Origin of the sequence: Luteimonas campi, assembly GCF_051162505.1 — a bacterium.
Classification (GTDB): domain Bacteria; phylum Pseudomonadota; class Gammaproteobacteria; order Xanthomonadales; family Xanthomonadaceae; genus Luteimonas.
Map to the genome: position 1 here is coordinate 135,263 of NZ_JBNWEM010000002.1, position 22,744 is coordinate 158,006.

Consider the following 22,744-nt stretch of genomic DNA (forward strand, 5'->3'; position numbering starts at 1 on the left):
TTCCCGCCCATGAGCAAGAAGCAGGTCTTCCAGTTCCTTGACGTCCCGCGCGACATGCCGCGCAAGGTGCCGCTGCAGCTGCGCACCGACGGCGACTGGAACGAACTCTACGGCCGCTTCGGCCAGGCCGAGGCCGTGCACCAGGCCGGGCGCTGCCTGGACTGCGGCAATCCGTATTGCGAAGCCAAGTGCCCGGTGCACAACTACATCCCCAACTGGCTGGCGCTGGTGGAGGAAGGGCGCATCCTCGAGGCGGCCGCGCTTTGCCACGAGACCAATCCGCTGCCGGAGATGTGCGGCCGCGTCTGCCCGCAGGACCGCCTGTGCGAAGGCGCGTGCACGCTCAACGCCGGCTTCGGCGCGGTGACCATCGGCGCGGTGGAGAAGTACATCGTCGATACCGCCTTCGAGCAGGGCTGGCGTCCCGACCTGTCCAAGGTGGTGGCCACCGGCCGTCGGGTAGCGGTGATCGGTGCCGGTCCCGCCGGCCTGGCCTGCGCCGACCGCCTGGCGCGCGCCGGCATCGCCGCGACGGTGTTCGATCGCTACGAGCAAGTGGGCGGCCTGCTGCAGTTCGGCATCCCCAGCTTCAAGCTCGACAAGTCGGTGATCGACACCCGGCGCGAGGTGCTCGAGGAGATGGGCGTGCGCTTCCGCCTCGGCGTGGAGATCGGCCGCGATGTCGCGATCGGCAGCCTGCTGTCGGAGTACGACGCGGTGTTCCTGGGCCTGGGCGCCTACCGCTATACCGATGGCGGGCTGCCGGGCCAGGACCTGTCCGGCGTGCTGCCGGCGCTGCCCTTCCTGGTGCAGAACGGGCGCATCGTGACCGGACGGCAGCCGCATGGCCGCCCCATCGCCGGCTGGGAAGACCGGCTGGAACTGCCCGACCTGGCCGGCAAGCGCGTGGTGGTGCTGGGCGGCGGCGATACCGGCATGGACTGCGTGCGCTCGGCCGTCCGCCTCGGTGCGGCCAGCGTCACCTGTGCCTACCGGCGCGACGAGGCCAACATGCCGGGTTCGGCGCGCGAGGTGGCCAACGCTCGCGAGGAAGGCGTGCGCTTCCTGTTCAACCGCCAGCCGCTGGCGATCGAGAGCGCCGACGGCAGTAGTGCCAGCGGCGTGCGCGTGGTCGAGACGCGGCTGGGCGAACCCGACGCCAATGGGCGCCAGCGCGCCGAACCGGTCGCCGGCAGCGAATCGGTGATCGAGGCCGACGTGGTGATCATCGCCTTCGGCTTCTCGCCGCGCCCGCCCGAATGGCTGGACGCGCTCGGCGTGAGGGCGCGCGAGAACGGCCGCCTGATCGTCGGCGGCGAGGGGCGCCTGCCCTACCAGACCTCGCATCCGCAGCTGTTCGCCGGCGGCGACTGCGTGCGCGGTGCCGACCTGGTCGTGACCGCCGTGCAGGAAGGTCGCGACGCCGCCGCCGCGATCGCGCGCATGCTGCGCAGCCAGGAACAGCCGATGGCTGCGCTGGACGCGGCCTGAGCGGCGCCGGCTTGAATCCGGGCTGAGGCCGGCGCGCCCCGCGTTTGCAGGGGCCGGGTTGCGGTTGCAAGATGGCCGCATGCGCCTGCCAGCCACCGCCCGCCGCCTGTTGCCCGCACTGGCGATTGCCGCGTGCGCGCTGGGCGCGACGGCGGCCGAGCCGGTGACGGTGTATCGCTGCGTGGATGCGCGCGGACATGTCACCATCGGCGACGTGCCCTGTGCCGAGGGCAGCGACGGAGAGGTGCGCGAGATGCAGCGGCCGCAGGACGGCACGCCACTACCGCGACCCGCGCCCGTCCAGGCCCAGGCGCCACCGGCGCCCGCTCCGCAGGTGGTCGTCGCGCGCGCCCCGCAGCCCATGTACGAGTGCGTGACGCCGGACGGCGAGCGGTACACCAGCGAGACCGGCGACGGCAATCCGCGCTGGGTGCCGCTGTGGGCCCAGGGCTATCGCGGCAATTGGCGGCCGGGGCATCCCCGCCAGGATGGCGGCGGCCGCGAACTGATCGACTACTACGCCCGGCGGCCCCTGGGCGGCTATGTCGGCGCCCCCACGCCCAGGCCCGAGCCGCCATCGAGCGGCCGCGGGCGACCGCCGCACGGCGGGCACGGCGGACACGGTCCTGGCTACGGCGGCGCCGGCACCTGGGTGCGCGACACCTGCCATGCCCTGCCCCAGGGCGAGGTCTGCGCGCGCCTGGCCGACCGCCGCGACGAGATCCGGCGCCGCTTCTTCAATGCCCAAGAGCGCGAGCGCGACACGTTGCGCCTTGAAGAGCGCGGCATCGACGCGCGCCTCGCCGCGGACTGCGGACAGCCGTGACGCGCCCCGCCTTGCTGCTGGCCGCCGCCCTGCTGGCGTACGGCCCGATCGCCGCGGCCCAGGACGCAGCCACCATCTACCGCTGCACCGCCGCCAGCGGCGAGGTCACGATCCAGAACGGCACGCCCTGCCCGGCCGGCAGCCGCCAGGAGATCCGCCGGGTCGAGGCGCTGCCGACGCGTCCGGCCCCGCCCGCGCCGCTGACCGTGGTGGAAGAGCCGGCCTGGACTCCGCCCCCGGCGTCGGACTTCGTGCTGGTCGCCGGCCCCGAAGACGAACCGATCGCCGGCCCGCCGCGGCCCGACCTGCCCCGGCCGGCCAGGCTCGCGGCCGAGGATCGCCTGCCGCCCCCGCCGATCTACCAGTGCGAGACCTGGGACAACGACAGCTACGTCAGCGAGGACCCGGCGCCGAAGCCGCGCTGCGTGCGCCTGGACACGGGCGGCGTGGGCCAGGCCTGCGAGAACCGCTACGACGCCTGCGCGCGCATCGGCCAGCAGGCCGAGTGCGCGGGCTGGAAGCGGCGCCAGCGCGAGATCGAATCGGCATGGCGCCACGCGCGTGCGGCGGACAAGGCCGGGCTGCAGGAGGACTTCGCGCGGGTCACCCGCATCCTCACCGATTCCACCTGCGCCCTGCCGCCCTGACCGGTCGGCCGCTCAGCCTTCGAAGCTGATCCGCACCGATTCGGCGCTGCGCTGCGCGGGGCCGTGGTACACCGCCTCGATGTTGTTGCCGTCCGGATCCAGGACGAACGCGGCGTAGTAGCCGGGATGGTAGGCGCGCTCGCCCGGCGCGCCGTTGTCGCGACCGCCGTGCGCCAGGGCGGCCGCATGGAAGGCGTCGACCATGGCCCGGTCCTGCGCCTGGAACGCGAAGTGGTGGCGCCCGGTGGGCTGGCCCTGCGCCGCCTCGCTGTCGATGCCGGAGACGAACAGCTCGTCGGCCCAGAACCAACCTTCGCCGCTGCCGCCGAGCGGCACGCCCAGCGCGGCGAGGACGGGTTCGTAGAAGCGTCGGCTCGCGTCCAGATCGCGCACCACCAGTTGCAGGTGATCGATCAGGCGGCCGCGGAACAGTTCGGTGGTTTCCATCTAACGCATCCTGCTGGGTCGGGGCGCCTTGATAGCATTCCGCCCCTTGCCGGCGCCACCGGCTACAGCCAGCGTGGTACGGCGTCCCGATAGGCGGCGTAGGCCGCGCCGAGGCGCGACTGCAGCGTCGCCTCCTCCCAGGGAATGATGCGGTGCTGCAGGACCCACACCGGCAGCGGCAGCATCGCCAGCGCCCAGGGAAGGTCGTACATCAGGGCCAGGCCTACGTAGCTGGCCAGCATGCCGATGTAGACCGGGTTGCGCGTACGCCGGAACGGCCCGCCTCGCACCAGTCCGCTGGGCACGCTCCCGGGCATGATCGTGGTGCGGCGGCGTGCGAACAGCGCGAAACTCCACAGCACCAGCAGCAGGCCTCCATTCGCGAGCACGGTGCCGGCAAGCTGCAGGCCATCGCGCAGGCCGCCATGCGGCACGGGCAGATCCAGGCCGCCCTGCACCAGGGCGCCGGCGGCGAACGCCAGTACGCAGTGCAGCGGCGAGGTCGAGCGCACCAGCCAGGGTGCCGTCGTGCGCGTTGCGCCCGCCGGCGCGACGTCAGAAGCCATAGCGCAGGAAGCCGCCGTCCACCGCGATGCATTCGCCGGTGATGTAGCCGGCCGCGGGCAGGCACAGGAATGCGACCGCGGCGGCGACCTCCTCGGGTTCGCCCACCCGCCCCATCGGCGTGCGCAGCAGCACCTCGTCCAGGTAGTCCGGATCCGACAGCTTGTCGGAGGTGCGGCGCGTGCGGATGTACCAGGGCGCCACCGCGTTCACGCGCACGCCGTCCTCGGCCCATTCGGCCGCGAGGTTGCGCGTCATCTGGTGCATGGCCGCCTTGCTCATGCCGTAGGGCGCGCCGCTGCGCACGTGGGTCAGCCCCGACACGCTGCCGACGTTGACGATCGACGAGACGGCATGGCGGGTCAGCAGCGGGTAGGCGTAGCGCGACAGTTCGAAGGCACTGAACAGGTTGATCTCGAAGATCTCGCGCCACTCGTCCTCGGTGTAGTCGTTGGCCGCGCGGGTGAGGTTGCCGCCGGCGTTGTTGACCAGGATGTTGAGGCCCTCGCCCTGGTCCTCGACCCAGTCCAGCACTTCCCGCCGCTGCTCCTCGTCGGCGACGTTGCCGATGAAGGCGCGGATGTCGCCGGCCGGGAATTCCTCGGCCAGCTCATCGCGCGCGGCCTCCAGCGCATCGCCGTTGCGCGCGACGATCAGCACCGTGGCGCCGAAACCCAGCAGCTCGCGCGCGATCGCGCGGCCGATGCCGGCGCTGCCGCCGGTCACCAGCGCCAGTTGCCCATCCAGGCGCCAGCGATGCGGATCCATGCTCAGTTCCCCTTGACGTGACCGGCGTAGCATAACGCCGGACCCACAGGGAGGCCGCCATGCACGCCATCCGCCGACTGGGCATGCTCGCCGCGCTGTTCGCCTGCAGCGCCTGCGCGCCGCCGCCCGATCCGCCCGAAGAGAAGCTTCCGGAACCCCAGGCAGCAGCGCCGGCCGAAGCGGCCCCGACCTGAAATGCGCTGGCACGATCCCGGCAGGAATCGCGCCCGACCGGACGGTCAGCTGCCCGGCTTCAGCGGCTGCGCGAGGCCTCGTCGAACACGATGAAGATCACCAGGTCCTCGTCGCCCAGCTGGCGCAGCGCGTGGCTGTCGCCGTTGCGGGTGAGGATGGCGTCGCCCGCACCGACCTCGCGCACCGCGCCGTTGAGCGTCAGCTCGCCCCGGCCCGACAGCACGTAGTAGATCTCGTCCTTGTCGTTGACGTGGGCGCCGATCGTCGCGCCCGGATGCAGCGCGCGCTTGCGGAATACCAGGTCGAACCCGGTCGCGTCGGCGAAGAATGGATAGGCCGTGGTGCTGCCCTGGCCGCCATGCGGGCCTGGCTGCACGACGGCGATGTCGCGTTCGGCGACCACGACCGAGGGCGAGACCGGTGGCGCGGTGCCGGCCTCGATGCGATGGCACTCCTCCGGCGTCACCTCGCGCACCGGCGCGCCGGCATCGGCCCCACGCCAACCCGCGGCCACCAGACACGCCACCAGCTGCGCGCCTGCCGCGCTGAAGTGGGTGTCGTCGGCCTGCCTCTGGGCCGGCATGTGCATGTAGTAGGGCTTCGAACGCGCATCGCCGGCCAGACGCAGCCAGTCCATGCTCGCGGCGTGGAGGTCGACCAGCGTCACGCCCTCGCGCCGCGCCAGCTCGCGCACCGCCTGCGAATAGGGGCCGTGCGTGTCCAGCAGCTGGCTGCCGTCGAACTTGCGCCGCGCCACAGGCGTCACCAGCACAGGGATGGCCCCGCGCGCCCGCGCCAGGTCGACGTAACGCATCAGCCAGCGCGGGTACTCGGCCGTGGGTTCGCTGTAGCGCGCGGGATCCTCGATCTTTGCGTCGTTGTGGCCAAACTGCACCAGCAGCACGTCGCCCGCGTCCAGTTCGCGCGCGATGCCGTCCAGCCAGCCCTGCTCGATGAAGCTGCGCGCACTGCGCCCGCTCTGCGCGTGGTTGCGCACCTGCGCCCCATCGGCCAGGTAGCGCTGCAGCTGCATGCCCCAGCCCTGGCGCGGCGCGCGCGACGCCGGATACTCGCTGGCGGTCGAATCCCCCGCGATGAAGACGCGAACGGACGCGTCTGCCGCCGAAGCGGTGGCGGCGATGCACAGGCCGGCGCAGGCGGCCAGCTGCTTGATCCGATGCAGCATGGATGTGTCCTCGGAGCGGCCGGCGATGGTTCCCCGGCCGGGGACGGAAGCGGAACGGACGGATCGCCGCATGGGAGAGGACGCCGGCCGTCCGCCCGTTCCGCAGTCGATCAGCGCGCGAGCCAGCCGCCGTCGACCGGGATCACCGCGCCATTGACGTAATCCGAGGCGCGGCTGGCCAGGAACACCGCCGCACCGCCGAGATCCGAGGGTTCGCCCCAGCGCGCCGCCGGGATGCGGTCGAGAATCGCCTGGTTGCGGTCCGCGTCCGCGCGCAGCTGCGCGGTGTTGTCGGTGGCCATGTAGCCCGGCGCGATCGCATTGATGTTCACGCCCTTCGCGCCCCACTCGTTGGCCAGCAGCCGGGTGATGCCGGCGATGCCGCTCTTGGACGCGGTGTACGAGGGCACGCGGATGCCGCCCTGGAACGACAGCATCGAGGCGATGTTGATGATCTTGCCGCTGCCCTGGGCGATGAAGTGGCGGCCGGCGGCCTGCGACATGAAGAACGCGGACTTGATGTTGACGTTCATCACGTCGTCCCAGTCCTTCTCGCTGAAGTCGACCGCGTCGGCGCGGCGGATCAGGCCGGCGTTGTTGACCAGGATGTCGAGCCGGCCCAGCTGGGCGACGGTGCCCTCCACCAGCCGCGCCACCGGTTCGATCGAGATCAGGTTGGCCTCGAGGTTGACGAAGCGGCGGCCGAGCGCGCGCACCTTTTCGCCGGTTTCAACGGCTTCCACGATGCCGGCGCCGGCGATGTCCGCGCCCGCCTCGGCCAGCGCCAGGGCGATGCCCTGGCCGAGGCCCGTGTTGGCGCCGGTGACCAGCGCGACCTTGCCTTCCAGACTGAAGGGATTGCCTGCCACGTTGTTGCCTCCTGGTTACTTGAGCTGGCAGATGTCCAGCACGTGCATGTCGGTGTAGTCGAGGTTCTCGCCGCCCATCGCCCAGATGAAGGCGTAGTTGGACGTCCCCGCGCCCATGTGGATCGACCACGGCGGCGAGATCACCGCCTCGTCGTTCTGCATCACGATGTGGCGCTGCGCGTCGGGCTGGCCCATGAAGTGGTAGACGCGATCGTTCTCGCCCAGGTCGAAGTAGAAATAGATCTCACTGCGGCGGTCGTGCAGGTGCGGCGGCATGGTGTTCCACACGCTGCCGGGCTTGAGCACGGTCAGGCCCAGCAGCAGCTGCGAGGACTGGCAGGTGGCCGGCACGATGAACTGGTAGATCGTGCGTTCGTTGCTGGTTTCCAGCGCGCCGCGCTCCAGTGCGACGGCGTCCTTGATCGACAGTTGCCTGGTCTCGAAACGCGCGTGCGCAGGCGTCGAGGTGAGGTAGAACTTCGCCGGCGCGGCTGCGTCGTCGGAGGCGAAGGTGACGTCCTGGCTGCCCATCGCCACGTACAGGCCGTCCTTGGGCCCGAGCGCGTATTCGGTGCCGTCAACGGTCACCTTGCCGGCGCCTGCACCCACGTTGATCACGCCCAGTTCGCGGCGCTCCAGGAAGGGATGGCCCTTCGCCGACTCGGGTTCGGTCTGGCGCGGCAGCGCGACGGATTTCGAGACCGGGGCGGCCCCGCCGATCACGAAGCGCTCGTTGTGCGAGTAGTTGAGCTGCACCGTGTCCGCGACGAACAGGTTGCCGACCAGGTAGCGGTCGCGCAGCTGGTCGTTGCTGGCGCCATCCATCATGTCGGGGTGGGTGGCGTGGTAGGTCTTGCTGAACATGGCGGGGACTCCGTGATTCGGAGGCCGGCGAGGCCGGCCAGGGGATCGACTCGAGCCAGTCTATCCACTTTGGTAACCGGTGTCATATTGCGCTGCGGCACGCCGGGCCGCTGCCAGCGCTTCCTGGGAAGGACCATTGGACGCAGGCCAGGCGAAGGGGTTCGCGCGGAACGCCGGCCGGCTCCGACTTCCACCGCAACTGTCCGGGCCGCGGGCAGACGTTGTCCGCACAGGCGGACCGCGCCGGCGGCGCGCGACTGCGCACGCGTCAGCGCGTGGACACCATGGGTCGAGCGCGGCGCCGGATGCCTGCAGCCGTCAAGGCTGCGCGCCAGCCGATCCACTGAGATCGTCTGTCCGAACGCGGGAACGCTGTCGCCCGCCTACGCGGGCGGCTGGCAGGAGTCGCGGATCACCAGGTGCGGACGCACGCTCGCGAGCGGACGGCTGGTCGACTCGGCCTGCAGCAGCATTGCCGCCGCCATACGACCGGTGTCGCGGGTGTCGCGGCGCACCGAGGTCAGCGGCGGCCACAGGCGCGAGGCCAGGGTGCTGTCGTCGTACCCCACCACCGACAGCTGCTGCGGGATCTGGATGCCGGTGCGCAGCGCCACGCGGTAGACGCCGGCGGCCATCTCGTCGTTGCCGCAGAAGATCGCGGTCGGGCGCTCTTTCGCCGACAGCAGCTTCTCGGCGGCGGCCACGCCCGACTCGAAGGTATAGCCGGCCTCCACCAGTCGCGATTTCGGCAGCTCGATGCCGCGCCGCTGCAGTGCGCCGACGAAGCCCTGCGTGCGTTCGATCGCCGACCGGTAGGCGGCCGGGCCGGTGATCATCGCCACATCGCGATGGCCGAGACTTTGCAGATAGTCCGCGACCTCGGCCGCACCGTCGCGGTCGTGGGTGACCACCATCTTTTCCGGGCCGTCCAGCGAGACCGCGGCGATGCGCGCGTAGCGGCAGCCGATCTCGTTGAGCATGTCGCACAGCGCCTGGTCCTCCGACACGCGCGGCACCAGCATCACCCCGTGCAGCTTCTGCTGCTGCACGAAGCGGCGCACGCCGTCCACGTAGTCGGGGCTGCGGCTGTCGCAGGGATGCACCACCAGTTCGAAGCCCGAATCGCGCAGCGCGTCGAGCGCGCCGTACTGGATGTCGACGATGTACTGTGCGGTCGGGTTGTCGTAGATCATGCCGATCAGGAACGAGCGCCGGAACGCCAGCCCGCGCGCCATCGGGTCGGGCACGTAGCCGACCTCCCGCATCAGCGCCTCGACCTTCTCGCGGGTGTCGCTGCGCACCAGCGGCGAGTGGTTGATGATCCGCGAGACGGTCTTCTTCGACACGCCGGCAAGCCGGGCGATGTCGTTGATGGTGGCGGCCTTGCCGCCGAGCGAGGCCTTGGGGCTGTCTTCCTTGGGGGGGCGCGACATACGACTCCTGCCCGGTGATACCGGTGTCCGGGCAGTCTAGCGCGGAGCGGCCGGGCTTTGTCGGATTCAGGCGGGGCCGGCGCCCCGCACCGGTCCGCCCCGACGCCCCGATCCCCGCGGGCGATGTCAGCCGCGCAGCATCGCCGGCAGCCACAGCGACAGCGGCGGCCAGAACGCGACCACCAGCAGCACCGCTAGGCCGGCGAGCCAGAACGGCCAGATCGTGCGCAGGCTCTGGCCGATGGTGATCTTGCCGATCGCCGTGCCCACGAACAACACCGAACCCACCGGCGGCGTGACCAGGCCCAATCCACCGGCCAGCACCAGCACCATGCCGAAGTGGATCGGGTCGATGCCATAGGCGCGCGCCACCGGCAGGAAGATCGGCGTGCAGATCAGGATCATCGGCGCCAGGTCCATGAAGATGCCCAGCAACAGCAGCATCACCACGATCAGCACCAGCACCATCTCCGGGCTGTCGGCGAAGGACTGCAGCGCATGCACCGCCGCAGCGGGCACCTGCAGGTAGGCCAGCAGCCAGCCGAACAGCGCCGCGGTCGCGATCACGAACAGGATCACCCCGGTGGTGCGCGCCGCATGCGTCACCGTCGCCAGGAACTCGCGGAAGCGCAACTGCCGGTACAGCACCGTGGTCACCAGCAGCGCGTACAGCACCGCGACCGCCGCACTCTCCACCGCGGTGAAGATGCCGGCGCGTATGCCGACGAAGATCAAGGCCACCAGGCCCAGGCCCGGCAACGCCGCCAGCAGCCGCACCAGCACCGCGCGCAGCCCCGGGAAGGGCTCCACGCCGTAGCCACGGCGCCGCGCGACGACGTAGCCGGTGACCATCAGCACCACGGTCATCAGCAAGGCCGGCAGGATGCCGCCGGCGAACAGGTCGGCGATCGAGATGCCGCCCCCCATCGCCGCCGAGTACAGGATCAGGTTGTGCGAAGGCGGTACCAGCAGGGCCACCAGCGCCGCGGTGATGCTCACGTTCACCGCGAAATCACGGTCGTAGCCGCGCTTGACCATCTGCGGGATCATCGTCCCGCCGACCGCGGAGACATCGGCGATCGCCGATCCGGAGACGCCGCCGAAGAACAGCGAGGACAGGATGCTCACCTGTCCCAGGCCGCCGCGGATGCGCCCTACCAGCGAGGACGCCAGCGCGATCAGCCGTTCCGAGATGCCGCCGCGCATCATGATCTCGCCGGCGAAGATGAACAGGGGAATCGCGATCAGCGACGCGGTCCCGATGCCCGCCCCGATCTGCTGGACCATCACCACTTCCGGCAGCCCGAGATAGGCCAGCGTCGCCATCGACGCGGCCGCCAGGGCGAACGCCACCGGCACGCCGATCGCCAGCAGCAGCACGAAGATTCCAAACAGCAGCGCGATCGCCATCAGCCTTCCCCGCCCTTGTCCGCGGTCCACACCGCAACGCCGCGCGCGAGCGCGAACACCACCATCAGCGCCCCGCCCAGCGCCAGCGGCAGATAGGGCAGGCTCTGCGGCAGCGGCGCGCCCGCCATCCTGATGTCGAGGCCGTCGGCCAGCAGCACCGCGCCCCAGCTAGCCATCACCGCGCCGATCGCCGCGATCACGAGGTTGACCACGGTGTCGACGAACCTGCGATGCAGCGGCCGCATCGCCTGCGCCAGCAGGAAGAAGCCGAAGTGACGTCCGGTGTGTACGCCCGAGGCCGCGCCGAAACTCATGGCCGCGGCCAGCAGCAGGATGGTCACCGGCTCGGTCCAGCTGGGCGAATCGTTGACCACGTAGCGGGCGAACACCTGCCAGCCCTGCACCACCACCAGCCCCAGCAGCGCGGCCACCGCCACGCCGATCGAGGCATCCGACAGGCGGTCGAGCGCGGTGGCGCGCACGTCGTGCTGCGGCTTCTCTTCTTCGCTCATCGTCCCTCCTCAGGTCGCCGCGCGGATGCGGCGATGGATATCGGCGATGGCCGCGTCAGCCAGGTAATCCTCGACCAGCGGGCGCGCCGCCGCGCGGAACGCTGCGCCATCGACGTCGTTGAAGGCCACGCCGGCTTCGGCCACGGCCTGGCGCGCCGCCGCCTCGGACGCGTCCCACAACCTGCGCATCACCTTGACAGACTCGCGCGCGGCATCGATCAGCAGGTCGCGATCGCCCGGCTGCAGCGCGTCGAGCGAGCGCTGCGAGACCAGCAGGATGTCCGGCGCGCGCGAATGCTCGCTCTGCGACCAGTAGCTGGCCGCCTCGAAATGACGGCTCGAGTGGAAGCTGCGCATGTTGTTCTCGGCGCCGTCGATCATGCGCGTCTCCATGCCCGAGAACGTGTCGCCCAGCGACATCGGCGTGGGGTTGGCGCCGAGCATGCGCACCAGCCGGATGAAGATGTCGGAAGCGGCCACGCGGATCTTCAGCCCGCGCAGGTCTTCCGGCACCACCAGCGGCCTGCGCGTGTTGTAGAAGCAGCGCGCGCCGCTGTCGTAGATCGCCAGCCCCACGAGTCCGCGCGTGCGGAAGCCGTCGAGCACGGTCTGCGCGATGCCCGCATCCAGCGCCTGGCGCATGTGCGCGGTGGAATCGAACACGTAGGGTAGGCACAGCGGAATCGTGAGCGGGAACGCGTTGTTCAGCGCGCCGCCGTAGACGCGGGTGATGTCGATCGCGCCGTAGCGGGCCATGTCGATGGCCTCCGACTCGCGGCCGAGCTGGCCGGAGTGGTACTGGCGCAGGCGCACCCGACCGCCTGTCTCGCGCTCGAGCGTCTCGCCGATGAACCGCACCGCCTCGACCGTCGGGTAGTTCGACACATGCACGTCGGTGGCGGTCAGGACCGTGGCCCCGCCCGCCGCACGCGCACCTGGCCACATCGGCAGGCCCGCCACGCAGGCCGCGCCCGCCGCGGCGATGAATGCGCGCCGCCTCATGCCTGCGTCTCCGCGCCACCGAAAGGCAGTGCCGCCACTGCGCGCCCGGAGATCCGCCCGTGCTGCCCGAAATCGACCGTGGCCTGCTGGCCTTCGCGGATGTCGTGGATGCCGGTCGCGTTGCCGGTCGCGATCAGCTCGCCCGCGCGCAACGGGCGGCACCGCCGTGCCGATCGCGACAGCGCGAACGCATACGCCGCCAGCAGGCCGCCGGGCAGCCTCGATGCACCGCCCTCGCCGACGACGACACCGTCGACCGAGGTCGCAACCTGCATCCGCGCTTCGGGCACCTCGAGCCAGTCCTGGATCTGCGGACCCAGCACCAGCCCGTTGTTGTTGCCGAAATCCGAGACCACCACGCGCGGCCCCAGCTCGTTGATCGTCGCCAGCGGGCTGCTGGCGATCTCGACACCCACGTACAGGTCGGCCGGCAGTCCGGCGGCTTCCGCAGGCGTCCAGTCGCGCTTGCCCTCGGGCGCATCCGCGCGCAGGCGCAGCACGTATTCGGCCTCGATCGCGCCGAAGCCGCCAGCGAAGATCGGGAAGGAGACGCCTGCCGAACCCGCTTGCAGGTTGCCCGCGAAGATCGGCCCCAGCAGGCGCTCGTCCCCGGATGCGTCGCGGCGGTCCGCGGCGATGTAGCCCACCTTCCAGCCGACCACGCGGTCCGGCCAGAGCGCGATGGCGGCATCCTGCACGCGGTAGGCGGCGACCAGGTCGGCGGGAATCGGGCCGGGGAAGTCCGGCAGGCTTACGGCGCGGCGGCGCGCCTGGACAAAGCGGTCGGCGATGTGTTGTCCGGCGGTGTCAACCCCGCCGGGGCTCGTCGGTGTCATATGGATCCTTGTCCCCTCTGCCCTGGCCGCGTGATGTTGCAGTGCAGATCGCCGCACCACGGGTGACGGTATAAGGTAAAGCGGTGTCATCTTTCAATGTGCAGTGCGTCATTTCGTAAGCGAGGCGCTGCCGGCACCCTAACGCACTGCGGAGATCCTGCATGAGCCCATCGTTCCGATCCTCCCTGCTGGCGCGGCTGGCCACCCTTGTGTGCCTGTCCGCGCTGATCCTGCCGGCGCTTGCGCAGCCGGCGTCCGACGCGATCGCGTTTCCGGGCGCGCAGGGCTGGGCGGCAGACACCGCGGGCGGCCGCGGCGGGCGGATCCTGCGGGTGACCACGCTGGCAGCGGAAGGTCCCGGCTCGTTCGCCGAGGCGGTGAACAGCCCGGGGCCGCGCATCGTGGTGTTCGAGGTGGGCGGCGTGATCGACCTGGGCGTCAAGACCCTGCGCATCACCGAGCCCCATCTCACCATCGCCGGGCAGACCGCGCCCGCGCCCGGCATCACCCTCATCCGCGGCGGGATCGATATCGCCACCCACGACGTGGTCGTGCGCCATCTCCGCGTGCGCCCGGGCGACGCCGGCCAGCCCCTGCGCAGCGGCGTGGACTTCGATGCGATCTCCACCGTGCGCGCCGAGAACGTGATCGTCGACCACTGCTCGCTGACCTGGGGCACGGACGAGGGCCTGTCCTCGTCGGGCACGCGCTTCATCGAGGGCGGCCGGACGCTGGAGGATTTCCGCAAGGGCACCTCGCGCCGCGTCACCTTCAGCAACAACCTGATCGCCGAAGGCCTGGCCTATTCCAGCCACGGCAAGGGCGAGCACTCCAAGGGCACCCTGGTCCACGACCACGTGCAGGACATCCTGATCGTGGGCAACCTGTACGCGCACAACTACGAGCGCAATCCGCTGTTCAAGGGCGGCGTGTCGGGGCAGGTGATCAACAATCTCATCTACAACCCGGGCGCGCGTGCCGCCCACTACAACCTCATCGCCGAGGAGTGGCTGGGGCACGACTACGCCACCGGGACGATGGTGCTGCGCGGCAACGTGCTGCGCGCCGGTCCGGACACGCGCAAGCTGGCGCTGTTCATGGTCGGCGGTTCCGGCGATGTCGATCTCTATCTCGAGGACAACCTGGCGGTCGATGCGATCGGCGAGGCCACGATTCCCGAGATCGGCCGCTACACCACCGCACCGGTGAAGGTGAACCGCCTGCGCGATGCGCCCGCCCTGCCCTTCGGCGTGACGCTGCAGCCCTCTGCGCAGGTGCAGGACGCGGTCATCGCCAATGCCGGCGCCACGCCCTGGAACCGCGACCCGATCGACCGGCGCATCGTCGCCGACGTGATCGAGGGCCGCGGCGAGATCATCGACAGCCAGGACGAGGTGGGCGGCTATCCGCAGTACGCCGAGACCCGCAGGCCCTTCGTCGAATCCGAATGGGATCTCGACACGATGGAGCCGCACGCGGGATATGCGCGCGGCGAACCGCTGCGCTGACGCAGGCCCATGCGGGTCACCCGCCGGGCCCTCCTGGAACGCTGCGCGCTGGCGGCCGCAGCGGCGCTCGCCTCCATGACCGTACCCGCTGCGCCGTCTCCCACGCCCAGCTACGCGCGCGTCCGTGGGGGACGCGTCGCAGGCACCGTGGAAGGCGGCGTCCATGTGTTCCGCGGCCTGCGCTACGGTGCCGATACCCGCGGGCAGCGGTTCCTGCCGCCGCGCCGCGAAGACCCGTGGCGCGGCGTCCGCGATGCCACCGTGTTCGGCGCCGCCGCCCCGCAGCGCGGCGGCGAGGGCCCCGGCAGCGAGGACTGCCTGTTCCTCAACCTGTGGACACCCGGGCTGCGCGACGGCGGCAAGCGCCCGGTGCTGGTCTATCTGCACGGCGGCGGCTTCAACACCGGCTCGGGTAGCGACCCGCTGTACGACGGCACGCGGCTGTGCCTGCGCGGCGACGTGGTGGTGGTCACGCTGAACCATCGGCTCAACGCCTTCGGCTACCTGCACCTGAAGGAGCTGCTGGGCAGCGGCTATGCCACCTCCGGCAACATCGGCCAGCTCGACCTGATCGAGGCGTTGCGCTGGGTGCAGCAGCACGCCGCGGAGTTCGGCGGCGATGCCGGCAACGTGACCGTGTTCGGCCAATCGGGGGGCGGCGCGAAGATCGCGACACTGATGGCCATGCCGGCCGCGCGCGGGCTGTTCCATCGCGCCTGGACGATGAGCGGACAGCAGGTCACCGCCGCCGGGCCGCGCGCAGCCGATGGACGCGCGCGCCTCTTGCTGGACGCACTGGGCCTGGCCCCGGGCCAGGCCCATGCACTGACCACGCTGCCGCTGGACGCCGTGCTGCATGCGCTGGCCACGCGCGACCCCTCGCGCGAGGAAGACACCACCCTGTACCTGGGCCCGGTGCTGGACGGCGTAACGCTGCCGCGGCATCCGTTCTGGCCGGACGCCCCCGCGCAATCGGCGTCGATCCCGATGGTCATCGGCAACACCCGCGACGAAACGCGCGCCTTCCTCTGCGCCGATCCGGCCCACTTCGGCCTCGACTGGGATGCGCTGCCGGCGAAACTGCGTGCCCACCAGTACGTGGACCTGGATCCGGAGCAGGTGGTTGTCGAGTACCGGCGGCTGTATCCGCACTACACGCCGAGCGAGGTGTTCTTCGCCGCGACCACCGCGGGCCGCTCCTGGCGGGGCGCGATCGAGGAACTGGAGGCGCGTGCGCGCGCACGTGGAGGCAACACCTGGGCCTACCAGCTCGACTGGCATCCCCGCGACGTCGATCCGGAGGCGCGCCTGCGCGCCTTCCACACCCTCGACATCCCGCTGGTGTTCGACAACATCCAACAGCCCGGGTCGCGCACCGGAACCAGCGCCGGGGCGCAGCGGGTGGCCGATGCCATGGCCGGCACCCTGCTGGCGTTCGCGCGCAGCGGCGATCCCCGCACCGCGGCCACCGCGGACTGGCTGCCCTACTCGCTCGCGCGGCGCGAGACGATGGTGTTCGACCGCAGCCCGCGCATGGAGCACGACCCGCGCGGCGGCGAGCGCAGGCTGTACCAGGGGGTTCCGTTCGTGCAGCGCGGGACGTTCTGACGCACGCCTTCCTGGCGTGCGGGGCAGCCGCGCGTTCGGTCCATCTACCGGCAACGGGATTGGTGCGCACGCACCGTGGACCTTGGCCACCGTTCGTGCGCGCGATCACCTGCGACCCGGATCATCACACAGGCGAGATCGCACCTCAGCGGACGGCAGCATCTGCACTCATGCGGCGCTGAATCACGCGCGCCTGCCGCAGCCGCTGCAGGGTAGCCAACCCCGTGACGCGGATCGAGCTACCGGCGTTCCACAGGGGGATGTTTGCGCACGAGTCACCCACCCGCCCAACTTGCCCTCGTGCTCGCAGGGCAGTTGGGCGTGGATGCGCGGCACTGCGGTGCACGCGGCCGACGCATTGCGCCGGGCACGACAGCACAGCGGGCCGACTAAGCCATAACCTCCCCTGCTGGGCGCGACCTGAACTCCAGGCGGAAACGACAGCGCCTCCCCCTGCTCCCACCCCTCGCTCCGTAGAGGAACCAGAACGGGGCCCATGCGGGCCCCGTCTGGAATCTCACGACGCGCGGCGGCCCTTTCCGGGCCGACGCGATGGGTCAGAACTTGTAGCGGAATCCGACCATGAACTGCCGGCCGGTGTGGGTGTAGGCGATCGGGCGGTCGCCGGTGGAGTCGATCCACAGGTCGCTCCACTCGTCGGTGAGGTTGAGCCCTTCCAGCGAGACCGAGAGATGGTCGTTGATGTTGTAGGCGATCGAGGCGTCGACCGTGGTCGTGGCCTTGGTGCCTTCGACGTCGCTGCCCTCCCGGCCCGGGATCTGGTTGAGATATTCGTCGCGATAGGCGGCCGAGAGGCGTGCGGAGAACTTCTGGTTGTCGTAGTACAGCGTCGCGTTCCAGGCGTTCTCCGACAAGCCCACCATCGGCCCGCGCGCCGACGGGGCGCCACTCGAGCTGAGGTACTGGATCTCGGATTCGACGTAGGTGTAGTTGAGCTGCACGCCGAGGTCCTGCCAGGCGCCCGGCAGGAAGGTGAAGGGCTGCTGGTAGCTGATCTCGTAACCGGTGAGGTCGCCGCCGGGGGTATTGAGCGGCTGCTGGAAGACGAAGTCGTCCGCCGGCGTCGCGCCGGTGCCGGCCAGCAGCGACTCGGGCAGGCCGGAGCTGCTGAACGGCCGCGTTTCGCGCGAGGTCTGGATGTAGCTGTCGATGTCCTTGTAGAACGCGCCCAGCGACAGCAGACCTTCGTTGCTGAAGTACCACTCGAGGTTGAGGTCGAGGGTCTTGGCGCGGAACGGATCGAGCCTCGGGTTGCCGGTGGTCACGGTGCGGGCGCCGCCGCTGACGGTCACCGTGGCGCCCGGGTTGAGGAAGCCCAGGTTCGGTCGCGACATCACTTCGGCACCCGACAGCCGCACGATGAAATCGGGGGCCACCTCGGCGATGAGGTTGAACGACGGCAGCGTGTCCGTGTAGTCGTGGGTCACGCGGGTCGGCACCGAGACGCCGCCCACGATCGAGGAACCGTCGCTGGTGAGTTCGGTGTCAACCCGGCGCACGCCGACGTTGCCGCGGAACGGCACCGGCCCGATGTCGAACGAGAAGTCGCCCTGCACGTAGAAGCCTGTGCTGCGCTCGTTGACGACGCGATTGTTGGCCGCCACACCCGACAGCGTGTCCGACACGGCGAACAGGCCGCGGTTGCTGTAGATGTCGTAGGCGTCCGCGAACGCGTTCACGTCCGGGACCACCCAGCGGTTCGTTCCGCCCGCGCCGATGCCGTACAGGCCGAACTCGCGCACCAGCCCGGCCAGGGTCGCGCTGTCCACCGCCGGCACCGCGCCCTCGGATGCCCGCCGCCACTCGCGGCCGGTGTAGGTGTAATCCTTGTAGTGCGCACCGCCCTTGAGCGAAAAGTACGGCGACGCATTCCAGGTCATGTCCACCTGCCCGGTGTCGTATTCGTTGCGCGCGTACTGGGGCCGCAGCCGCACTTCGGCCAGGCTCCAGCCGTTCGGATCGAGCGGATCCAGCGCGCCGTAGTCGAACGCCGGCAGGCGGCTGTTGCCGCGGTAGTCCCACGAGTACCCGTCGACATCGAACTTGTCCATGATGATCGTGGTCTGGATCGGGTTGTCGTACTCCGAGCGCGAACTGCCCACCAGCGCGTTGAGCGTGACGTCGTCGCTGAAGCGGTGCTTCAGCGTCCAGCCCCACTGCAGGAAGTCGGTGGTCTGTTCGTCGTAGCGTCCCTCGGAGCGGATGTCGACGTTGTCGAACACGCCGTAGACCAGGTTGCCGCGGTCGTCGATCTCGCCGTCCAGCACCACCGTGTTCGGCTTGCCGGTGGCCGGTGGATTTGTTGGATTGTTGCCGCGGCTGAACGACACCGCATTCATGTTGTCCTGCCAGCGATTGGCGTCAAAGCGCGCGTAGAGCGCGTCGAACACCAGCTCGGTGCGGTCGTTGGGGCGGAACTGCAGCGAACCGGTCAGGCCGATGCGTTCCTGGTCGTGGACGTAGACGTTGTAGCGCGGGATCCGCGGGTGGAAGACGTCCGCGCTGCGCGCCTGCAGGAACGGCGAGGAGGCGCTGAAGTTGCCGTTCGAGGTGCCGTTGGCCCAGCGCACCGAGTCGGACCCCTCTTCCACCACCTTGCGATCGGTGTAGGCGACCGAGAGCAGCGCGCCAAGCTTGTCGTCGGCAAAGGTGTTGCTGATCAGGAAGCTGCCGCGCGGATCGGTTTCCTCGAGCAGATCGTTGTAGCTCGCCTGCCCGCCAACCGAGAGGGTGAAGCCGTCGAAATCGAAGGGCCGAGCCGTGCGCAGGTCGACGGTCGCGCCGAGCGAGCCTTCCTCGATCTCGGCCGCCGAGGTCTTGCGTACGACGAGCTGGCTGAACAGTTCCGAGGCGAAGGTGTTGAAGTCGAAGCCGCGTCCGCGGTTCACGCCGCCGGAGGTGTCGGTGCCGCCGCCGGTCGCCAGCGCCTCGATGCCGTTGATGCGCACGCGGGTGAACTGCGGCCCGAGGCCGCGCACCGAGATATTGCGCCCCTCGCCGCCCTCGCGGGTGATCGACACGCCCGGGATGCGCTGCAGCGATTCGGCCAGGTTGAGGTCGGGAAAATCGGCGATGTCTTCCGCGACGATCGCGTCCACCACCCCGGCCTCGCCACGCTTGATGTCCAGCGCCTTCTCCAGGCTGGCGCGATAGCCGGTCACGACCATCGTATCCAGGGTCTGCGCCTCCTCCGCTGCCCCAGGCGCCTCGGCCTCCTGCGCAAGCGCGAGCATGGCGTTCGCCTGCAGCGCGAGGCCGATCGACAACGCGAGCAAGGTAACCGGTGTCTTTTTTACCCTCGAAGCAGCTTGCATAATTCCCCTCCCGTGGAGTCAGACGTGGACCCTGCAACGGCTGACGGTTGTATGGTGTCGCTGGACGATTGCCTGGCGGGCCGAATGACACCGCTGGTCAAAACCCTAACAAAACCTTTCCCCGCAAGCATGCTGCGGCGCAAAACGGCCCATCCCGGGCCGCGGGGAAGGCGCCACCAAGGAGAGCTCATGGCCGGTCGGATCGCGTGTTTCGGTGAACTGCTGCTGCGCCTGGGGGCGCCCGGACGGGAGTTGCTGCTGCAGTCGCCCGCGCTGGAGGTTCGCATCGGCGGGGCCGAGGCCAACGTCGGCGTGTCGCTGGCCCGGTTCGGGCACGAGGTGGCGATGCTGGGCACCGTGGCCGACAACGCCCTGGGTCGCGCCGCCCTGGGCGAACTGCGCCGCCATGGCGTGGACACCCGCGCGGTGCGCGCGGTGGAAGGCCGCATGGGGCTGTATTTCCTGGCGGCCGGCGCCGGCCATCGCCCCAGCGAGGTGCTCTACGACCGTGCGGCCTCGGCCTTCGCGCTGGCGCCCGCCGCGGAGTACGACTGGCCGGTCCTGCTGCGCGGCGTGGGCTGGCTGCATCTGTCGGGGGTCACCCCGGCGCTGGGCGCGGCCACCGCCACCGCCGCGGCCGACGCGGTGCGGGCCGCTGCCGCACTGGGCGTGCGCGTGTCCTTCGACGGCAACTTTCGTCCCAAGCTGTGGGCGGCCTGGGACGGCGAGCCGGCGCGCATCCTGCGGCCCCTGCTGGACGGTTGCGAGATCGCCTTCGCCGACCATCGCGACATCGATGTGGTGCTGGGCGCCGAGGATGGCGACGGCGACGCGCCGCATGCGCAGCGCTTCGCCCGCGCGGCGCGGCGGGCATTCGATGCGTTTCCGCGCCTGCAGCGCCTGGCCTGCACCACCCGCGCCCAGGCCAGCGTCGAGCACCATGCGCTCGGCGCGCTCATGGCCACGCGCGCGGGGGAACTGCACCAGGTCGAGGCGCGCGAACTGCCGGGCATCGTCGACCGGATCGGCGGCGGCGATGCCTTTGCCGCCGGCGTGCTGCACGGCCTGCTGAGCGGCTGGGACGACCAGGAGAGCCTGCGTTTCGGCCACGCTGCAGGCTGCCTCAAGCACTCGGTGCCTGGCGACTTCAACCTGTGCGACGCGGAAGATGTGCTGGCGCTGGTGCGCGGCGAACGCCTGGACGTGAAGCGCTGAGGCCACGACCGCCCACCTGGGCCGCGCCCGGGTGGTCTGCTGCATCGGCGGCGGCGTGTTCCGCCGCCGCGGGCCGCCGGCAGCGCCGGCGAACCTTCAGATCCCGCAGAAGCAGTGCGCCAGCACCGACACCGGCGCGCCGTTGCGGGGCTTGAGCACCTGCTCCAGCACGTCCAGGTCGCGCCCGGCCTGCGGCGCGGCACGCGCGAGCAGAGACTGCGCGAACTCCGAATCGCGCAGCCAGGCCTGGCCGATGCGGCCCTGCACGAAGCCGGTGAACAGCTTCTCGAACGGCGTCGCCGCGCGCTCCACATAGCGCAGGCGCCAGTTGCCCGCCTCGCCCAGCTTGGCCCGGGCCGCGGCATCGGCCACGGCCGCCTGGATGCCGCCGAACTCGTCGACCAGCCCGCGCTCGCGCGCCTGCCCGCCGGTCCACACCCGCCCACGCGCGACCGCATCGATCTGCTCGGGCGTGCGCCCGCGTCCCTGTGCCGCGCGGGTGATGAAATCGCGATAGCCCTTCTCGATCGCCACCTGGATCACCTGCCCGACCTCGGGCGACAGCGGCCGGCTCAGGTCGAAGGCGCCGGCGATGCGGGTGGTGGCCACGCCGTCGGTCCGCACGCCGATCTTCTCAAGCGCGCGCGGGAAGGTCGGGACCAGGCCGAAGATGCCGATCGATCCGGTGATCGTGGAGGGATCGGCGTAGATGCGGTCGGCGTCCATGCTGATCCAGTAGCCGCCGGACGCGGCCACGTCGCCGAAGGAGACCACCACCGGCTTGTCCGCCGCCTGCAGCCCGAGGATCTCGCGCCGGATCACTTCGGAGGCGTAGGCCGAGCCGCCGGGCGAGTTCACCCGCAGCACGACCGCCTTCACGTCGTCGTCGTCGCGCGCCTCGCGCAACAGGGCCGCGGTCGATTCGCCGCCGATCCGGCCCGGCGGCTGCCGGCCTTCCACGATCTCGCCTTCGGCCACCACCACCGCCACCTGCGGGCGCGGGTCCACGGCGCGCGCCGGGCCCTCGGCATGGCGCAGGTAGTCGAGGAAGCCCACCTGGCGGAAGCCGCCCTGGGCCTCCTCGTCCGGCTCGCCGCGCTCGGCCAGCAGGAGCTCCAGCTCTTCCTGGGTCTTCAGCCCGTCCACCAGCTTCTGCTGCAGCGCGTACTGGGCGATGTCCCCGTTCGCCGCGGTGATGCCCTGCGGCAGCGTGTCGATGTCGGCCGCGAGCTTCTCTGCGGTGGTCCCGCGCAGGCGGGCGACATCGGCCAGGTAGCGCTGCCAGACATCGCCGCGCCAGAACAGGTCGGCTTCCTTGGCCTCGGGAGAGGCATCGTCGCGGATGAAGGGCTCTGCCGCCGACTTGTACTCGCCCACCTTGAACAGGTGCATGTCGATGCCGAGCTTGTCCTGCAGGCCTTCGCGATAGAACTGGCGATAGCCGCTCAGGCCCATCAGCAGCACTTCGCCCTGCGGATCGAGATAGACCTCGTCGGCATGCGCGGCCAGCAGGTATTGCGCCTGGCTGAAGCGTTCGCCAAAGGCGACCACCTGCTTGCCCGATTCGCGCAGCGCCTGCACGGCCGCGCCGATCTCGCGGATCGCGGCGAAGCCGGCGAAGCCCATCCGGTCCACGCGCAGCAGCACGCGCTCGATGTTGTCGTCGGTCCGCGCGGCTTCCAGCACCTTCAGCACATCGCGCAGCTGCACCTCGGCCGGGCCCTGGCCGAAGCTGGCCTGCAGCGAGCGGCTCATCGGGTCGGTGGTGTACTGCTCCACCAGCACCGCCTCCGGGGCGAACACCAGGGTGGTGCCCGTCTGCAGCGGCTGCAGCCCCCGGCCGCCGCCCACCACGACCGCCAGCACCAGCAGCAGCAGGAAGAAGAACAGTAGGTTCAGGATCAGCCGGCGGACGAAGTTCATCCCGTCCCAGACGCCGACGATGGCGCGCGCCACGGGGCCGCGCGAAGAGGCTTGACTCATTGGGGGCTTTGCTCGCTGTTCCGGATGTGCAGAGTACCCGCCGGA

Annotated in this window: 20 protein-coding genes; 7 read left to right on the plus strand and 13 right to left on the minus strand. The window is 70.5% G+C overall.

Features of this window, described 5'->3' with window-relative positions:
* The first annotated feature begins 9 nt into the window (after positions 1-9).
* From ACQYVW_RS05730 to ACQYVW_RS05740, 3 genes are all read left to right on the plus strand, one after another.
* A complete protein-coding gene (locus ACQYVW_RS05730; RefSeq protein WP_434946327.1) occupies positions 10-1,491 on the plus strand; it encodes an FAD-dependent oxidoreductase in 1,482 nt (493 codons plus the stop codon).
* Positions 1,492-1,570: 79 nt separating this feature from the next.
* Positions 1,571-2,317, plus strand: coding sequence for a DUF4124 domain-containing protein (locus ACQYVW_RS05735; protein ID WP_434946328.1), 747 nt, complete (start codon positions 1,571-1,573; stop codon positions 2,315-2,317).
* Complete coding sequence (locus ACQYVW_RS05740) at positions 2,314-2,964, plus strand: DUF4124 domain-containing protein (RefSeq protein WP_434946329.1); 651 nt, start codon at positions 2,314-2,316, stop codon at positions 2,962-2,964. The genes ACQYVW_RS05735 and ACQYVW_RS05740 overlap by 4 nt, the downstream gene beginning before the upstream one ends.
* 12 nt (positions 2,965-2,976) lie before the next feature.
* On the opposite strand, the gene ACQYVW_RS05745 is transcribed toward ACQYVW_RS05740, so the two are convergent.
* The 3 genes from ACQYVW_RS05745 to ACQYVW_RS05755 form a co-directional block, all read right to left on the minus strand.
* Entirely contained in the window at positions 2,977-3,411 is a 435-nt protein-coding gene (locus tag ACQYVW_RS05745; protein ID WP_434946330.1) for a VOC family protein, read from the minus strand.
* A 62-nt stretch (positions 3,412-3,473) separates the two neighbouring features.
* Complete coding sequence (locus tag ACQYVW_RS05750) at positions 3,474-3,977, minus strand: methyltransferase family protein (protein ID WP_434946331.1); 504 nt, start codon at positions 3,975-3,977, stop codon at positions 3,474-3,476.
* Positions 3,967-4,743, minus strand: coding sequence for an SDR family oxidoreductase (locus tag ACQYVW_RS05755; protein ID WP_434933794.1), 777 nt, complete (start codon positions 4,741-4,743; stop codon positions 3,967-3,969). The genes ACQYVW_RS05750 and ACQYVW_RS05755 overlap by 11 nt, the downstream gene beginning before the upstream one ends.
* A 59-nt stretch (positions 4,744-4,802) precedes the next feature.
* Between ACQYVW_RS05755 and ACQYVW_RS05760 the strand changes: the two genes are divergently transcribed.
* Positions 4,803-4,937: a hypothetical protein gene (locus ACQYVW_RS05760; RefSeq protein WP_434933795.1), complete on the plus strand. Its 135-nt coding sequence runs from the start codon at positions 4,803-4,805 to the stop codon at positions 4,935-4,937.
* 59 nt (positions 4,938-4,996) lie between these two features.
* Here the strand turns inward: ACQYVW_RS05760 and ACQYVW_RS05765 are convergent, their stop codons facing one another.
* From ACQYVW_RS05765 to ACQYVW_RS05800, 8 genes are all read right to left on the minus strand, one after another.
* Complete coding sequence (locus ACQYVW_RS05765) at positions 4,997-6,124, minus strand: GDSL-type esterase/lipase family protein (RefSeq protein ID WP_434946332.1); 1,128 nt, start codon at positions 6,122-6,124, stop codon at positions 4,997-4,999.
* Positions 6,125-6,234: 110 nt separating this feature from the next.
* Entirely contained in the window at positions 6,235-6,993 is a 759-nt protein-coding gene (gene kduD, locus ACQYVW_RS05770) for a 2-dehydro-3-deoxy-D-gluconate 5-dehydrogenase KduD (RefSeq protein ID WP_434933797.1), read from the minus strand.
* 15 nt (positions 6,994-7,008) lie between these two features.
* Entirely contained in the window at positions 7,009-7,857 is an 849-nt protein-coding gene (gene kduI / locus ACQYVW_RS05775) for a 5-dehydro-4-deoxy-D-glucuronate isomerase (protein ID WP_434933798.1), read from the minus strand.
* Positions 7,858-8,240: 383 nt separating this feature from the next.
* Positions 8,241-9,290, minus strand: coding sequence for a LacI family DNA-binding transcriptional regulator (locus tag ACQYVW_RS05780; RefSeq protein ID WP_434933799.1), 1,050 nt, complete (start codon positions 9,288-9,290; stop codon positions 8,241-8,243).
* Positions 9,291-9,416: 126 nt separating this feature from the next.
* Positions 9,417-10,700, minus strand: a complete 1,284-nt coding sequence (locus tag ACQYVW_RS05785; protein WP_434933800.1) for a TRAP transporter large permease — start codon at positions 10,698-10,700, stop codon at positions 9,417-9,419.
* On the minus strand, positions 10,700-11,212 hold the full coding sequence (locus ACQYVW_RS05790; RefSeq protein ID WP_434946333.1) for a TRAP transporter small permease: 513 nt from the start codon (positions 11,210-11,212) through the stop codon (positions 10,700-10,702). Before ACQYVW_RS05790 ends, ACQYVW_RS05785 begins: the two co-directional genes overlap by 1 nt.
* Before the next feature lie 9 nt (positions 11,213-11,221).
* The gene (locus ACQYVW_RS05795; protein WP_434933802.1) at positions 11,222-12,214 is read right to left on the minus strand and encodes a TRAP transporter substrate-binding protein; all 993 of its coding nucleotides are present in this window, start codon (positions 12,212-12,214) and stop codon (positions 11,222-11,224) included.
* The gene (locus tag ACQYVW_RS05800) at positions 12,211-13,050 is read right to left on the minus strand and encodes a 2-keto-4-pentenoate hydratase (protein WP_434946334.1); all 840 of its coding nucleotides are present in this window, start codon (positions 13,048-13,050) and stop codon (positions 12,211-12,213) included. The genes ACQYVW_RS05795 and ACQYVW_RS05800 overlap by 4 nt, the downstream gene beginning before the upstream one ends.
* 161 nt (positions 13,051-13,211) lie before the next feature.
* Here ACQYVW_RS05800 and ACQYVW_RS05805 point away from each other — a divergent pair, with 161 nt between their 5' ends.
* Positions 13,212-14,558 carry a pectate lyase family protein gene (locus tag ACQYVW_RS05805; RefSeq protein ID WP_434946335.1) on the plus strand — a complete coding sequence of 449 codons (1,347 nt, stop codon included), beginning with the start codon at positions 13,212-13,214 and terminating at the stop codon, positions 14,556-14,558.
* Positions 14,559-14,567: 9 nt separating this feature from the next.
* Positions 14,568-16,166 carry a carboxylesterase/lipase family protein gene (locus ACQYVW_RS05810; protein ID WP_434946336.1) on the plus strand — a complete coding sequence of 533 codons (1,599 nt, stop codon included), beginning with the start codon at positions 14,568-14,570 and terminating at the stop codon, positions 16,164-16,166.
* Positions 16,167-16,723: 557 nt separating this feature from the next.
* Here the strand turns inward: ACQYVW_RS05810 and ACQYVW_RS05815 are convergent.
* A complete protein-coding gene (locus ACQYVW_RS05815; RefSeq protein WP_434946337.1) occupies positions 16,724-19,501 on the minus strand; it encodes a TonB-dependent receptor in 2,778 nt (925 codons plus the stop codon).
* A gap of 189 nt (positions 19,502-19,690) precedes the next feature.
* Between ACQYVW_RS05815 and ACQYVW_RS05820 the strand changes: the two genes are divergently transcribed.
* Entirely contained in the window at positions 19,691-20,716 is a 1,026-nt protein-coding gene (locus tag ACQYVW_RS05820) for a sugar kinase (protein WP_434946338.1), read from the plus strand.
* A 96-nt stretch (positions 20,717-20,812) separates the two neighbouring features.
* On the opposite strand, the gene sppA is transcribed toward ACQYVW_RS05820, so the two are convergent.
* Complete coding sequence (sppA, locus tag ACQYVW_RS05825) at positions 20,813-22,699, minus strand: signal peptide peptidase SppA (protein ID WP_434946339.1); 1,887 nt, start codon at positions 22,697-22,699, stop codon at positions 20,813-20,815.
* Positions 22,700-22,744: the final 45 nt, after the last annotated feature.

Excerpts from the sequence above, each read along its gene's own strand:
- ACQYVW_RS05795 (WP_434933802.1), bottom strand. The coding sequence starts at position 12,214 with ATGAGGCGGCGCGCATTCATCGCCGCGGCGGGCGCGGCCTGCGTGGCG.
- ACQYVW_RS05820 (WP_434946338.1), top strand. The coding sequence starts at position 19,691 with ATGGCCGGTCGGATCGCGTGTTTCGGTGAACTGCTGCTGCGCCTGGGG.
- ACQYVW_RS05745 (WP_434946330.1), bottom strand. The coding sequence starts at position 3,411 with ATGGAAACCACCGAACTGTTCCGCGGCCGCCTGATCGATCACCTGCAA.
- ACQYVW_RS05805 (WP_434946335.1), top strand. The coding sequence starts at position 13,212 with ATGAGCCCATCGTTCCGATCCTCCCTGCTGGCGCGGCTGGCCACCCTT.
- ACQYVW_RS05750 (WP_434946331.1), bottom strand. The coding sequence starts at position 3,977 with ATGGCTTCTGACGTCGCGCCGGCGGGCGCAACGCGCACGACGGCACCC.
- ACQYVW_RS05780 (WP_434933799.1), bottom strand. The coding sequence starts at position 9,290 with ATGTCGCGCCCCCCCAAGGAAGACAGCCCCAAGGCCTCGCTCGGCGGC.
- ACQYVW_RS05755 (WP_434933794.1), bottom strand. The coding sequence starts at position 4,743 with ATGGATCCGCATCGCTGGCGCCTGGATGGGCAACTGGCGCTGGTGACC.
- ACQYVW_RS05730 (WP_434946327.1), top strand. The coding sequence starts at position 10 with ATGAGCAAGAAGCAGGTCTTCCAGTTCCTTGACGTCCCGCGCGACATG.
- sppA (WP_434946339.1), bottom strand. The coding sequence starts at position 22,699 with ATGAGTCAAGCCTCTTCGCGCGGCCCCGTGGCGCGCGCCATCGTCGGC.
- ACQYVW_RS05760 (WP_434933795.1), top strand. The coding sequence starts at position 4,803 with ATGCACGCCATCCGCCGACTGGGCATGCTCGCCGCGCTGTTCGCCTGC.
- ACQYVW_RS05765 (WP_434946332.1), bottom strand. The coding sequence starts at position 6,124 with ATGCTGCATCGGATCAAGCAGCTGGCCGCCTGCGCCGGCCTGTGCATC.
- ACQYVW_RS05815 (WP_434946337.1), bottom strand. The coding sequence starts at position 19,501 with ATGCAAGCTGCTTCGAGGGTAAAAAAGACACCGGTTACCTTGCTCGCG.
- ACQYVW_RS05800 (WP_434946334.1), bottom strand. The coding sequence starts at position 13,050 with ATGACACCGACGAGCCCCGGCGGGGTTGACACCGCCGGACAACACATC.
- ACQYVW_RS05790 (WP_434946333.1), bottom strand. The coding sequence starts at position 11,212 with ATGAGCGAAGAAGAGAAGCCGCAGCACGACGTGCGCGCCACCGCGCTC.
- ACQYVW_RS05785 (WP_434933800.1), bottom strand. The coding sequence starts at position 10,700 with ATGGCGATCGCGCTGCTGTTTGGAATCTTCGTGCTGCTGCTGGCGATC.
- ACQYVW_RS05810 (WP_434946336.1), top strand. The coding sequence starts at position 14,568 with ATGCGGGTCACCCGCCGGGCCCTCCTGGAACGCTGCGCGCTGGCGGCC.
- kduI (WP_434933798.1), bottom strand. The coding sequence starts at position 7,857 with ATGTTCAGCAAGACCTACCACGCCACCCACCCCGACATGATGGATGGC.
- ACQYVW_RS05735 (WP_434946328.1), top strand. The coding sequence starts at position 1,571 with ATGCGCCTGCCAGCCACCGCCCGCCGCCTGTTGCCCGCACTGGCGATT.